Consider the following 13,367-nt stretch of genomic DNA (forward strand, 5'->3'; position numbering starts at 1 on the left):
GGAGAGTTGAGGCTGTGTCGTGAAAAATCAGGGAATTTAATCAGCGGAGAATAGATTGGGATGGGATAAAAAAAAGAGCTCAGAGGAGCTCTTTTTTTTATTGGTATAAGAGATTAGGCTAGTTTTTCTAATGCTTCTTTGATTCTTTTTAAAGCTTCGATCAAACTTTCATCTGAAGCTGCATAGGACAAACGGATGTAGTTGTCGTTACCGAAAGAATCTCCACCTACTGTCGCTACGTGGCCAACATTCAATAAGTACAAGGCCAAATCAGATGAGTTCTTGATGACATTGCCATCTTGGTCTTTTTTACCGAAGAACGAAGAGATTTCAGGGAAGAAATAGAATGCACCTTCTGGTAGATTTGTTCTTACACCTGGGATTTCAGTCAATAGATCGTATACCAATTGGCGACGACGAGCGAAAGCTTCTTTCATTTTATTGACAGACTCTAATCCTTGTTCATACGCGACAATACCGGCACGTTGAGAAATTGAACAGGTACCTGAGGTTGTCTGTCCCTGTAATTTATCATTTGCGGCAGCAATGGTTTTGTTGGCAGCGATATAGCCTAAGCGCCATCCAGTCATTGCAAATGCTTTTGAAAAACCATTGATGATGATCACTCTATCTTTGATGCTTTCAAACTGGGCGATGGATTCGTGTTTATCGACAAAGTTGATATGTTCATAGATTTCATCAGATAGAATAAATACCTGAGGATGTTTTTCGAAAACTTGGGCCAATGCAGCTAATTCATCCTTGCTATAAACAGTTCCTGTAGGGTTGTTTGGCGAAGAGAACATAAACAATTTGGTTCTTGGTGTAATTGCCGCCTCCAATTGATCCGGTGTAATCTTAAAGTTGTTGTCGATTTCAGTATTGATAAATACCGATTTACCTTCTGCTAAAACGACCATTTCTGAATACGATACCCAATATGGTGTTGGTATAATCACCTCATCACCTGGATTGATTAAGGTCAGAATCACATTAGACAGGGATTGTTTTGCACCCGTGGAAACAACAATTTGAGAAATATCATAATCTAAATTGTTTTCTGTCTTCAACTTGTTTACAATTGCCTGGCGAAGTTCAGGGTATCCTGGTACAGGCGAATAACGCGTCCAGTTTTCATCTAGGGCTTTTTTCGCTGCATCTTTTACATGCTCAGGTGTATTGAAATCAGGTTCACCTACGCTAAGGCTAATTACATTAACGCCTTTTGCTGCTAATTCGCGGCCCAACTTGGTCATTTTAAGTGTAGCCGATTCGGACAAATTATTTATCCTGTCTGATAAGTATGATGATGTGCTCATGATAAGACAAAGATATTATATACGTTGCAAATAATCTCCTTTAATTTTGAGAATTTACAAACAAAAGCAACTCTTTTATTGAGCATTTTTAATAAAAGGGCTGTTGAAGCGATTTAGCACAGTTATTTATTTTTTTCTTGACTTCACCTGTGTAAAACTAATCGATATGATCTGCCTTTATATCTTTACCTTTGCGCTCACAAAAGATTGGCAGGGCATCATTTTCGTGGTTTGCTCATATAAGTTTTTATTAAGATTACAGCATCATGTCAAGACAAAGAAGATTGGTCTTATTATCGCTTTTCACCGGGATAGGTTTGATGGTCGTGAAGTTTTTCGCCTATTTTTTAACAGATTCCAGTGCAATCTTTACAGATGCGGCGGAAAGTATTGTTAATGTGGTCGCTTCTGGTTTTGCATTTTATAGTATTTATCTTTCAGCTCAGCCTAGGGATGAGAATCATCCTTATGGACACGGTAAAGTGGAGTTCTTTTCGGTATTTTTGGAAGGTGGACTTATTTTTATCGCGGGTGCAATTATCCTAGCGAAAGCCTGTTACAATCTTTTCTTTCCTGCAGCGTTAACACATCTTGAACAAGGGATTTATTTGATTGGTATGACATCTGTGATAAATTTTGTAGTGGGGTTTTATATCATGAGGCGCGGTCGGGCATTGGGATCAATTACTTTGGTGGCGGATGGAAAGCATTTGCAGGTTGATGCGTATAGCACGATCGGATTGATATTGGGGCTATTGTTGATGAAACTGACTGGCTTTCAATGGATCGATGTTGTCATCTCAGTTATGCTGGGACTTTTTATTCTGTTTAATGGTTATAAGTTACTTCGCCAATCGATTGGTGGGTTGATGGATGAATCGGATACAGCGCTCGTGGGGGATGTTGTTAACATTTTGGAAAGCAACAGGAAAGATGAATGGATTGATGTCCATAATCTTCGTGTACAGCGCTATGGAAATGAGCTTCACGTCGATTGTCATCTTACACTCCCCCGTTATCTTGACCTAACCCAGGTACATGATGAAATATCTGCAGTGGATAAGGTCGTTAATGAAGAGATGTCGGTGCGGACCGAATTTTTTGTGCATGCTGACCCTTGTCTCCCACAATGTTGCCAATATTGTCAGGTTGGCAACTGCCCAATTCGTTCAGAGCAATTTGGAGAGCGGATTTCTTGGGACAGAGATAATGTCACGCGAAATCAAAAACATTTTTTATATACTATTGCTGAATAGCGAAGCCCTATTATGGTGCTGATCTTTAAGGACATTACGCCTTATTCGATCTCATCGCCCGGCGCTAACTAAAATAAAGCTAGTTTATATAAATATATATAAAAAAAGGTATCTTTGCCTTTTAGCAAAAGAGTTTAAAAATCCTATATGAAGCACATTCGTAATTTCTGTATTATTGCGCATATTGACCATGGCAAAAGTACTTTGGCAGACCGCCTTTTAGAGTATACCAATACCATTAGTCAGCGTGAGGCACAGGCACAATTACTTGATAATATGGATTTGGAACGTGAACGTGGTATTACAATCAAGAGTCACGCCATCCAAATGAATTATACCAAAGATGGTCAGGAATATATTTTGAATCTGATTGATACCCCAGGGCATGTGGATTTTTCCTATGAGGTTTCGCGTTCAATTGCTGCTTGTGAAGGCGCTTTATTAATCGTGGACGCATCTCAAGGCATTCAAGCACAAACGATTTCAAATTTATACCTCGCGTTGGAACATGATCTGGAAATCATTCCGATCCTCAATAAAATGGACCTTCCAGGTGCTATGCCAGAAGAAGTAAAAGATCAGATTGTGGATTTGATCGGTGGTGACCGAGATGCGATTATTCCTGCGTCGGGAAAAACAGGTCTTGGCGTTGCGGATATTTTAACAGCTATTGTGGAACGTATCCCACATCCGGTGGGCGATCCTGATGGACCTTTGCAAGCGTTGATTTTTGACTCAGTTTTCAACTCATTCCGTGGTATCATGGCTTATTTTAAAGTTGAAAATGGTGAGATCCGAAAGGGCGACCGCGTGAAATTTGTCGCTACTGGGAAAGAATATTTTGCCGATGAAATTGGGACACTGAAGTTAAATCAAGTACCTAAAGAAGTCATTAAGACAGGTGATGTAGGCTATATCATTTCTGGTATTAAGGAAGCACGTGAGGTGAAAGTTGGGGATACCATTACGCATAAGGATAGACCTTGTTCTGAGGCTATCCAAGGGTTTGAAGAGGTGAAGCCGATGGTCTTTGCGGGTATTTATCCTGTCGATACCGAGGATTATGAGGAGTTGCGTGAATCGATGCACCGTTTGCAGTTAAACGATGCTTCTTTGGTGTTTGAACCAGAGTCGTCAGCAGCCTTGGGTTTCGGCTTCCGTTGTGGTTTCTTGGGTATGCTCCACATGGAGATTATTCAGGAACGTCTGGAGCGTGAGTTTGATATGACCGTTATCACGACGGTTCCCAACGTATCCTATAAGGCTTATATGACCAAGGATCAAGAGGAAGTGATCGTACATAACCCATCTGATCTGCCTGATCCAAGTAAATTGGATTCAATTGAAGAACCTTATATCAAAGCTAATATTATTACGAAATCGGATTTCGTAGGACCAATCATGTCACTTTGTATCCAAAAACGTGGAACGATTATGAATCAGCATTATCTAACTTCGGATCGTGTTGAATTGGTTTTTGAGATGCCAATGGGAGAAATTGTATTTGACTTTTATGATAAGTTGAAAACGATATCAAAGGGTTATGCTTCATTCGACTACCACCAGATCGGTTACCGTAAGTCAGATCTGGTAAAATTGGATATCCGCCTGAACGATGAACCAGTAGATGCTTTATCTTCGTTAATTCACAGAAGTAACGCCTATGATTTTGGTAAAAAGATCTGTGAAAAACTAAAAGAACTGTTACCACGTCAACAATTTGAAATTCGTATCCAAGCGTCAATCGGCGCAAAGATCATCGCACGTGAGACGATCTCCGCTTTACGTAAAGATGTTACAGCAAAATGTTATGGTGGTGACATCTCCCGGAAGCGTAAGCTTTTGGAGAAACAAAAGAAAGGTAAGAAACGCATGCGTCAGGTTGGGAACGTAGAGATTCCGCAATCTGCATTTATGGCGGTATTGAAATTAGATTAATCAAAATAACACAATAATAAAGGAGCTCAAGAGCTCCTTTTAAATACAATAAAATCTCCTAAACATGAATCTATTAGATGGTAAACTAGTTTCCGAAAAAATTAAAGAGCAAATTGCGTTGGATGCTGCTGAGTTTACAGCACAGACTGGTCGTAAACCTCATTTGGTTGCTATACTCGTTGGTAATGATGGTGGTAGCGAAACCTATGTGGCTAGTAAAATGCGCAATTGTCAGTTGGTCGGCTTTGAATCAACGAACATTCGCTATGACGAAAGCATTACTCAGGAAGAGTTGATTGCCAAGATCAAAGAAATCAATCAGGATGGGTCTATTGATGGATTGATTGTTCAGTTGCCTTTACCAAAACATATTGATCCGGATAAAGTTACCGAAGCAATTGATTACCGTAAAGATGTAGATGGATTCCACCCCATCAACCTCGGTCGTATGCAGCGTAATCTTCCTTGTTTTATTCCTGCTACACCATATGGTATTATGTTGATGTTGGATTATTATAAAATTGAAACAGCAGGAAAACATGCAGTAGTTGTTGGAAGAAGCAATATTGTGGGATCGCCAATGAGTATATTGTTAGCGCGGAATTCTAATCCAGGTAATTGTACTGTTACCTTAACACATAGTCGCACAAAAGACCTTAGCGCAGAGGTTTTGCGTGGAGATATAGTTGTCGCAGCAATCGGAAAGAAAAATTTTGTTACCGCAGACATGGTTAAAGAAGGTGCTGTCGTTATCGATGTAGGTATCAACAGAGAGGTTTCTACAGAAACGAAATCCGGCTTTAAGCTATATGGTGATGTTGATTTTGAAAATGTTGCTCCTAAGGCATCCTGGATTACACCTGTACCTGGTGGAGTTGGGCTAATGACTATCGTGGGTTTACTGAAAAATACATTAGAAGCCGCGAAAGGAACAATCTATCCAAAGCAATAATTTTTCTATTTGGCATAGAAGTTGTAAATTCATATATGTGCTCTAATGAGCATTTGAAAAACTACACTTATCAATCAATATATAATGAAAAAAATTGCATTTTTAGCAGTCGTGGCAGGAACATTGGTAATGTCTTCTTGCAACAATTCGGAGAAAAAAGATACTGTAACTACCGATTCAGCTCAGACAGTAGGCGAGCACGTAGACGCAGCAATAGCAGATTTAAAAAATGCGGAGGAGAATGCTCGTTTAAAAGCCGAGCAGGCAAAAAAGGATTTGGATGAAGCTATTGCGAAGGGCGATAAAGCAGCTGAAGAAAAAGCTCGTGCAGCTTCAGAGGAAGCAAATACGGCATGGGAAAAAACTAAAGCAGCATTGCGTAATGCTGGAGAGGATGTAAAAGAAGGGTTAAAAGACGCGAAAGATGCAACAGTAGATGCAACGAACACAGCAGTTGATAAAACAAAAGATGCTGCAAAAGATGTCGCTCAAGGCACGAAGAATGTTGCAAATGATGTCGCTACCGGTACGAAAGATGCTGCTAACGATGTAAAAGATGCTTCCAAAAAGGTTGGTGACGATATAAGCCGAAAAGCTAAGAATGTCGGTGAAGCATTAAAGAACTAAATACTATATTGACCCTTCTTGATATAATAAAGGGACACATTATACGGTGTCCCTTTATTATATCGTTTCATTTTTATAGTATAAGCTTGATTTTTATTGATAATAATCCCATAGTAATTTTGAAAGCTTCCGAGTGAGGATTTCAGCTTCATTGGTTTTTCCCCAACTTTTATCAGCATTATTCTTGGTGAATATACTGAAAACATAATCTCCCTTCGGTGCATTGACTAGAATAACCTCATTACGCACATCGTCTAGAGATCCTGTTTTAGATGCGGTTTTTACAGTTGCCGGGATTTGTGAAAGCCCTCGCCCATCATAGAACATATTTCCCAGAAGGCGATACATCTGATCGGAAGATTTTGCAGACACAACTTTTCCTTCTCGGATCAATGTCACCAAATCAGCCATCTCCTTGGGGGTTGTCTGCCCCCAACCATATCTTTCCCAATCCGATTTTCGCCCCTCAGTCTGTGAGTTGACAAGCGTGTGCACTAGTCGAAGGTCGGTCATTAATTTATTGATTGCGACCCCACCCCCTGCGAGTTTCTGATTCCAGATACTGGTTACATTATCGCTATATGACAACATAAGACCAATTAAGGTTTTCAGGTCCACTTCTGTACTGTCCTTAAAAAATTGCATGAGCCCAGAGCCACCATATTTTTGATTACTGCGGTACACCAGTTGCTGATCAAGCTGTAATTCACCTTTTTCAATTTTATCAAATATGCCAACTAAAATAGGTATTTTGACAATACTGGCGGTAGGGAAAATGCTGTCAGGCTGAATATTGACCTCTTTATTTTTTTTGAGATGATGTACATAAATGCCAACATCGCCCCGAAAACCTTGAATCAGCTGTATTATTTTCGATTCAAGTTTTTTATCGGTGGAGGGCCTTTGCCCAAACGATGATAGTGATAAAAAAACTAAAGTGGATAATAGGAATATTTTGCGCATTGTTAACGTATAATACATGTTGAATGTGATGGATAATAGTTACTTTTATTGTTTACAGGGCTTAAGTTATGAAATATTCATGATTCTTATGTATGAACACTGATGAAAATAAACGGGATATTTTAACAGAGATAGTGAAAAACTGATTAGTATATTATGAGATTATTTATGATTTTGATCGGCTGTAAACCGAAAAATAGGCGAACAGAGCAGCATGATATTTTCTTTGGAATTGGTGATGAGCTCAAAGATTTTGTCGATCCAATTAAAGATTTTTGGCCAGAGGCTGATGGTAAAATTCACATTGATGCTTACCGTATTGTGCATAAGGTCGGAGAGTATGAAATCAACGTTGTTGAGAGGAGCGATGAACAAACTAATGATTCCGAATTAAAGTTGTTTTTCGTCAATTTAGGAGGGTACAAGCCAAATGAATTTGATGAGTTTCATTACAAGGAGCTTATCGTCGCTTCTAATTTGGCGAAAGCGACTGAAAAGGCGAAACGCACTGCCTTTTGGAAGCATCATAGTTCGGCGCATATTGATGATAAGTATGGCTTGGATGTTGATGATATTTATGAGATAGAAGATCTATTATCGCAAGTTGATAGATGTAAGTATGGTATTCAAATTAGACCAAATGCCGATCGGGAAGAGGATATTATATCTAACGGATATTTTAAACTAAGCGCGTTGTAGTTTAGATGTATTAGTGATCTTTTTAAACAAAGTAGGCTTCTTTATAAGAAGCCTACTTTGTTTAAACTATATTTTGTTTATCTTGATGTCGTTTTCTGATGACACTATGTTTTTTACCATACACGAAGTAAATCAATAACCCTATAGCAAGCCAGATGGCCAGACGTTCCCAACTTTCTATTGGCAACGAAGCCATCATTAAAATACAAACTAAGATGCCCATGACCGGAACAAAAGGTACTAATGGTGTTTTAAATGGTCGCTCCAAATTAGGATCAGTTTTGCGGAGCACTAAAATGCCGACGCAAACTAATGTGAAGGCAAACAGTGTACCAATACTTACCATATGTCCCAGGTCTGAAACCGGAACGAAACCTGCGAATATACTGACGAATACCATAAAAATAGCATTGGTTTTCCAGGGTGTCTGTCTTTTGGATAGATCGGAAAATATCTTTGGAAGTAGACCATCTTTACTCATTGAATAGAAAACACGGCTCTGGCCGAGTAACATCACGAGAATAACTGAAGTGTACCCCGCAATAATCGTAATAATCAATGCTGTGTTTAGAAAATGATATCCTGTTTTCGCAAAAGCGGTAGCAACAGGTTTTGCGTCGCCTTTAAACATGGTATAGTTTTCAATACCAGTCATTACGTAGGAGAATAAAACATACAAAAGTGTGCAGATTATTAACGAGCCGATGATGCCTATTGGCATACCTTTTTTAGGATTCTTTGCCTCTTGGGCAGCGGTGCTCACCGCATCAAAGCCAATGAATGCAAAAAATACAACGCCTGCTGCACGCAACACTCCACTGATACCAAAGTGACCAAAATCATCACTCTTTAAAAATGACCAAAAGCTTTGTTGTCCACTTTTCACAAGCTCTTCACCTGCATTTGTAGGAATAAATGGATTGTGATTTGCCGGATTAATAAAGCTCCATCCCAAGGCGATAAAAATTAAGACGACCCCAACTTTTAGAATCACCAAGATATTATTAACACGGGATGATTCCTGTGTGCCGCGCATTAATAAGAGAGATAGTAAACAGACAATAACGATGGCAGGCAAATTAACAACTCCGCCTTCCCAAGGACCTTTGAGCAGGGTGTCGGGTAGTTGGATATGAAATATCATTAGAAGCTGATTGAAATACTGAGACCAGCTGACGGCTACAGTAGCTCCTGCCAATGCATATTCAAGCACAAGATCCCATCCGATAATCCAGGCAACAAATTCCCCCATTGTAGCGTAAGAATAGGTATATGCACTCCCCGCAACAGGAATCATAGAAGCAAATTCCGCATAACAAAGACCTGCGAAGCCACAGCCTACTGCTGCGATGATGAAAGATAGGATAACAGCTGGACCTGCATTTTCAGCGGCAGCAATTCCTGTTAAAGAGAAAAGGCCTGCTCCGATGATGGCCCCAACTCCCAGAGCGATTAGACCCGAACTCGACAGTGTCCTTTTTAGCGTGTGTTCACCATTTTCATTGGCCTCAGCAATCAGTTGAGGAATCGATTTTTTAAATAACATAGGATTGATGATTTACGATTATTTAGCTTCTTAATTGTTTAATTAATGTCAAATATAAATGATATCAATGAAAAAAGGGAAGATTGCTCTTCCCTTTTGTAATAAATCTTAATCAAATGCTTGATTGAGTACTAATACGCTGCTGTAAAGCGTTTATTGAGGAATTGTTTATTTTCAATTTCGTCTACTATTGCGACAGCAAGATCCTCAACTGATAATTTGGACCGGCCTTCGTTATCAAATACCGGAGTATCTAGCCCTGTTCGATACTTACCGGTGCGTATTCCGCCAGCATGAGAATTCATTTCTATCGCTGGACTGAACATGGTCCAGGTAAGTTCAGTTTCTTTTTTGATGATATCTAAATAGTCGGCTGCAGCTAAGGCTCCCGGTTTAATTTCTTTTGGAAAATCAGGGGAATCGACCAATCGATTTCCATCTATTAATAAACTTCCTGCACCGCCGATAACAATGAAGCGATTAACACCTGAATCCTTAACAGCCTGTTGGATAGCTAGTGCTCCTTTTGTAAAATCCTCATACAGATTGGGATTCGTCCAGCCGGCATTGAAAGCCGAAATGACAACATCGACATCTTTTAGAGCTGAAACCAATTGATGATTATCATTAATGTCTACTTGTAGTTTATTTACTCTTTCATTCGATGGCGTATTTTCTGGGTGGCGTGCAATAGCAACGACGTCGTAGTTACGGTTCGCCAATTCTTTTACAAGATGAGATCCTACATATCCTGTTGATCCAATTACTGCTACTTTCATGTCTTTTTTATTTAAATGTTTTGCTAAAATCAGCTAGGTATAACTTTCGCAAACGCTGTACAATATCAGTGTCGACTTCCTGATAAAGATCATGCAATCTGGAATTGATATTTTTACCAACCATACAGTCTGGGTTAGGGCTGTTAAACTTTCCTCCGAATTCTGCCTGTTTGGTACTCAGATAAATATCTGCCAAATCAATCGCTGGATTATTCGGATTGATACGAATACCACCGCCTTTACCTTCTTTGCTAATGAGTAAAGATGCTGCTTTGAGAGAGGCAATTTCTTTGCGAACCACACTGGCATTTATCTGGATACTCGACGCAATGTACTCAGAAGAAAGCCATTGATTTGACTCTTCTAGTTGCGCGAGAACCATGATGTGTAATGCCGTTGCAAATCTCAAGTTGTGTAACATCCTCTGCTGATTTTTAAATTACAACACAAAGTAACAGAAAAGGTTTTAAACTGATGTAAAAAATATTACAGTTTAAAACCTTCTGACAATCACGTGATAAAAGTTTTTCTTATTTTTTCTCGTTAAATTTCTTATAGCTATCCATAATATACACCTTCAAAGACTCTTGGCTACTATTTTGGACGAATTTATAGGAAGGTCTAAATCGTTCCTTAAACAAGGCTAGGTCCGACCCACTGAGTGGAGTCAATTCTCTAATCAGATTCTCTGTAAATTTTCTATCAACTGCTCTCTTCTCGAGTTCAGCTACCAGAAGCTTATAATTTGAACGAGCTTGTTTTCCCTCTTTACTAAATATACGACTTGGAGAAATCCGTATGCCCCCGCGGTTCTGAGTTGCGTCCGAATATTTTCCTGCAGTCTTTTCGCGTTGTATTTCAGTAGCAAGTCTACTATCAGTCATCCTTTCGACAACGACTTCATTCAGCTGAATTACATTATTCATTCTGTTCAAATAGATTCTCCGCAGGCTATTATCGTAAATAAAGACCGTGTCTTGTTCATAACCCACCGCTTTAATCAAAAGCAGGTCGTTAATTGCCGCATCAATAGCAAATGAGCCATCTCTATTAGTCTGTACTTCAGCCTTTGTTCTTAGATTTTGAATTTGTGCAGCCTCGATTTTCTCACCGCTGACAAGTTCCATAATAATTCCCTTTGTCTTTTCCTGTGCAATGAGATGTCCACTCATTAGCATAAGAAGTGAGCAGCTTAGAATCGCTTGTAATATTTTCATTCGAATAGTTATAGTTATGTACTTTCAATCTATATATGAACAGTGTATTTACTGTTTTGTTTATCAACCTATATCCATGATCGTTCTTTACTCAAAAATAAAGAATACAATTTGAAATTGGCTAATTTGCTTTCCATGAGTTATTGTCAGGATTCTTATCCGGCATCACCATGTCTGGATCTATTTGTACAGATTGTAATGATTCTGCGGTTGGTATTTTAAACTGCCATATCGTGTTCCTTTCCCATATTTCCACTGGCAGTTTTTTACGTATCTTCTTTCCGGATATGGTTGTTGCTTCAACAGTCACGGGCATCGGCAATTTTTCCAAGTTCTCAATGGTAACAAGGGCACCAAATTTAGGATTGTTGTTGACATAGGAAACAGACTTTATACTTTGGTCCATTTGCCAGTTGTTGACAAACCAGCCGCGCCAGAACCAATTTAGATTTTCTCCAGTACCATTCTCAATGGCTTTGAAGAAATCCTCAGGAGTCGGGTGTTTGTATGCCCAATCTTGGATGTACTTTTTAAAGGCATAATCGAATCGCTCAGAACCAATAATTTCGTTTCGCAATAATTTAAGCCCATAAGCCGGTTTGTAATAGACAAGAGCCCCAATATTACGTTCTTTCATATTTTGAGGTGTACTCATGATTGGTTCTAGATTACGAGCCGTAAATATGTAAGATCTGCTTGCCTGACTGCGGTAATATTCGCCATTATTAAATTCCTTTGTCGCAAGTTCATTTATGAATGTATTAAACCCTTCGTCCATCCATCCATGCTCACGTTCATTGGATGCAACAATCATTGGAAACCAATTATGACCAAATTCGTGGTTGGTGACTCCCCATAAGGATCCCGCTTTGGCCTGATGGCCACAAAATGAAAGAGCCGGATACTCCATTCCTCCAACATTGGAAGCGACATTGACAGCTACTGGATAGGGATATTCAAACCAGCTTTTTGAATAGATCTCAATAGCGGCTTTCGTATATTCTGTAGAGCGTTCCCAGGCATTGTCGCTGTTGCTTTCTTCTGGATAAGCTGACAAAGCTAGAGCCTTTTTTCCACTAGGCAGATTGATTTTCGCACCGTCGAGTATAAATGCTGTAGAAGATGCCCAGGCGATGTCTTGAGCATTATTAAGTTGATACTTCCAGGTTAAGTTTTTCTTAATGGGGCGCGAGTTTTTGTCGTTAACTTCGTCGGCAGATCGGATAATTACAGTCTCGTCGCTGCATTGCGCTTGTTGGTATCTTTTGAGTTGTTCGGGCGTAAATACTTCTTGTGGATTTAACAATTCGCCGCCCAAAACAACCATATGATTAGCTGGGGTGGTGATTTCAACCTGGTAATTTCCAAATTCCCGATAAAATTCACCGGGCCCGGTATAAGGAAGGGTATTCCATCCCCGAATATCATCATAAACGCAAAGTCTTGGGAACCACTGTGCAATAGCATAAATTTTACCGTTTTTCGTATCAAGTATCCCTGTGCGATCGGCACCATACTTTGGCACTGTATATTGGTATTTAATCTTAAATGTTATTTTTCCGCCCTTACTTTTCAAAGATGTAGGAAGTCTAAGTTGCATCCGTGTGTCGTTAATAATATGCTCGATTGCGCTTCCGTTGGCATCGGTAACGGATTGGATCTGATATCCGCCGTCAAATGTCGAGTTGCCATCACCGTAACGACTGCTGGTCAATGGGGAGATCAATTGACCACGCCCATATTGCGAAAACATATTTTGATCTAATTGTAACCAGAGATAATCCATATTGTCTGGACTATTGTTACTATATGTAATCTCAACAGAACCTGTAATTTGATCGTTTTGATCGTTCAGCGAAGCCTGTATTTTGTAGTCTGCTGCATTTTGCCAGTACGCCGGTCCTGGTTTTCCGGAAGCCGAGCGATAGTCATTGCCATTGTTTTTAAAGAATAGAGGAGCAAAGGCTTCGGTATAGCTGTAGTTGGATGTTTTCTCCTGCGAAAAGGCAGGTAAAGCATGGCTCAACGCCAAAAGGCTTAAGGAAGCCAGTGCAATTCTTTTCATCATACT

At 39.6% G+C, this 13,367-nt stretch carries 12 protein-coding genes; 5 read left to right on the plus strand and 7 right to left on the minus strand.

Going from position 1 to position 13,367, the window contains the following annotated elements:
- Positions 1–113: 113 nt before the first annotated feature.
- Positions 114–1,319, minus strand: coding sequence for a pyridoxal phosphate-dependent aminotransferase (locus tag B2W36_RS17400; protein ID WP_293888945.1), 1,206 nt, complete (start codon positions 1,317–1,319; stop codon positions 114–116).
- Between the two features lie 266 nt (positions 1,320–1,585).
- Between B2W36_RS17400 and B2W36_RS17405 the strand changes: the two genes are divergently transcribed.
- The 4 genes from B2W36_RS17405 (at position 1,586) to B2W36_RS17420 (ending at position 6,092) form a co-directional block, all read left to right on the plus strand.
- Positions 1,586–2,575 (plus strand): cation diffusion facilitator family transporter, encoded by a 990-nt coding sequence (locus tag B2W36_RS17405; RefSeq protein WP_293888947.1) that lies wholly within the window; start codon positions 1,586–1,588, stop codon positions 2,573–2,575.
- 147 nt (positions 2,576–2,722) lie between these two features.
- The gene (gene lepA / locus B2W36_RS17410; protein ID WP_293888949.1) at positions 2,723–4,513 is read left to right on the plus strand and encodes a translation elongation factor 4; all 1,791 of its coding nucleotides are present in this window, start codon (positions 2,723–2,725) and stop codon (positions 4,511–4,513) included.
- A gap of 64 nt (positions 4,514–4,577) precedes the next feature.
- Positions 4,578–5,465, plus strand: coding sequence for a bifunctional 5,10-methylenetetrahydrofolate dehydrogenase/5,10-methenyltetrahydrofolate cyclohydrolase (locus tag B2W36_RS17415; RefSeq protein ID WP_293885095.1), 888 nt, complete (start codon positions 4,578–4,580; stop codon positions 5,463–5,465).
- 84 nt (positions 5,466–5,549) lie between these two features.
- Positions 5,550–6,092, plus strand: coding sequence for a hypothetical protein (locus B2W36_RS17420; protein ID WP_293885094.1), 543 nt, complete (start codon positions 5,550–5,552; stop codon positions 6,090–6,092).
- Positions 6,093–6,185: 93 nt separating this feature from the next.
- Here B2W36_RS17420 and B2W36_RS17425 read toward each other — a convergent pair whose 3' ends face one another.
- Entirely contained in the window at positions 6,186–7,055 is an 870-nt protein-coding gene (locus B2W36_RS17425) for a serine hydrolase (protein WP_293888951.1), read from the minus strand.
- A gap of 156 nt (positions 7,056–7,211) precedes the next feature.
- On the opposite strand from B2W36_RS17425, the gene B2W36_RS17430 reads away from it, so the two are divergent.
- On the plus strand, positions 7,212–7,754 hold the full coding sequence (locus B2W36_RS17430) for a DUF1543 domain-containing protein (protein ID WP_293885092.1): 543 nt from the start codon (positions 7,212–7,214) through the stop codon (positions 7,752–7,754).
- A gap of 61 nt (positions 7,755–7,815) precedes the next feature.
- Here B2W36_RS17430 and B2W36_RS17435 read toward each other — a convergent pair whose 3' ends face one another.
- The 5 genes from B2W36_RS17435 to B2W36_RS17455 form a co-directional block, all read right to left on the minus strand.
- A complete protein-coding gene (locus tag B2W36_RS17435) occupies positions 7,816–9,300 on the minus strand; it encodes an amino acid permease (RefSeq protein ID WP_293885091.1) in 1,485 nt (494 codons plus the stop codon).
- A gap of 131 nt (positions 9,301–9,431) precedes the next feature.
- Positions 9,432–10,079, minus strand: a complete 648-nt coding sequence (locus B2W36_RS17440; protein ID WP_293888953.1) for an NAD(P)-dependent oxidoreductase — start codon at positions 10,077–10,079, stop codon at positions 9,432–9,434.
- A gap of 7 nt (positions 10,080–10,086) precedes the next feature.
- Complete coding sequence (locus B2W36_RS17445) at positions 10,087–10,500, minus strand: Rrf2 family transcriptional regulator (RefSeq protein ID WP_293885089.1); 414 nt, start codon at positions 10,498–10,500, stop codon at positions 10,087–10,089.
- Positions 10,501–10,609: 109 nt separating this feature from the next.
- A complete protein-coding gene (locus B2W36_RS17450) occupies positions 10,610–11,296 on the minus strand; it encodes a carboxypeptidase-like regulatory domain-containing protein (protein ID WP_293885088.1) in 687 nt (228 codons plus the stop codon).
- Between the two features lie 121 nt (positions 11,297–11,417).
- Positions 11,418–13,364 carry a M1 family metallopeptidase gene (locus B2W36_RS17455; protein WP_293888955.1) on the minus strand — a complete coding sequence of 649 codons (1,947 nt, stop codon included), beginning with the start codon at positions 13,362–13,364 and terminating at the stop codon, positions 11,418–11,420.
- Positions 13,365–13,367: the final 3 nt, after the last annotated feature.

The organism is Sphingobacterium sp. UBA3549, assembly GCF_002376635.1.
Lineage (GTDB): Bacteria > Bacteroidota > Bacteroidia > Sphingobacteriales > Sphingobacteriaceae > Sphingobacterium.

Excerpts from the sequence above, each read along its gene's own strand:
- B2W36_RS17400 (WP_293888945.1), bottom strand. The coding sequence starts at position 1,319 with ATGAGCACATCATCATACTTATCAGACAGGATAAATAATTTGTCCGAA.
- B2W36_RS17450 (WP_293885088.1), bottom strand. The coding sequence starts at position 11,296 with ATGAAAATATTACAAGCGATTCTAAGCTGCTCACTTCTTATGCTAATG.
- B2W36_RS17405 (WP_293888947.1), top strand. The coding sequence starts at position 1,586 with ATGTCAAGACAAAGAAGATTGGTCTTATTATCGCTTTTCACCGGGATA.
- B2W36_RS17455 (WP_293888955.1), bottom strand. The coding sequence starts at position 13,364 with ATGATGAAAAGAATTGCACTGGCTTCCTTAAGCCTTTTGGCGTTGAGC.
- B2W36_RS17415 (WP_293885095.1), top strand. The coding sequence starts at position 4,578 with ATGAATCTATTAGATGGTAAACTAGTTTCCGAAAAAATTAAAGAGCAA.
- B2W36_RS17420 (WP_293885094.1), top strand. The coding sequence starts at position 5,550 with ATGAAAAAAATTGCATTTTTAGCAGTCGTGGCAGGAACATTGGTAATG.
- B2W36_RS17435 (WP_293885091.1), bottom strand. The coding sequence starts at position 9,300 with ATGTTATTTAAAAAATCGATTCCTCAACTGATTGCTGAGGCCAATGAA.
- B2W36_RS17445 (WP_293885089.1), bottom strand. The coding sequence starts at position 10,500 with ATGTTACACAACTTGAGATTTGCAACGGCATTACACATCATGGTTCTC.
- B2W36_RS17430 (WP_293885092.1), top strand. The coding sequence starts at position 7,212 with ATGAGATTATTTATGATTTTGATCGGCTGTAAACCGAAAAATAGGCGA.
- lepA (WP_293888949.1), top strand. The coding sequence starts at position 2,723 with ATGAAGCACATTCGTAATTTCTGTATTATTGCGCATATTGACCATGGC.
- B2W36_RS17440 (WP_293888953.1), bottom strand. The coding sequence starts at position 10,079 with ATGAAAGTAGCAGTAATTGGATCAACAGGATATGTAGGATCTCATCTT.
- B2W36_RS17425 (WP_293888951.1), bottom strand. The coding sequence starts at position 7,055 with ATGCGCAAAATATTCCTATTATCCACTTTAGTTTTTTTATCACTATCA.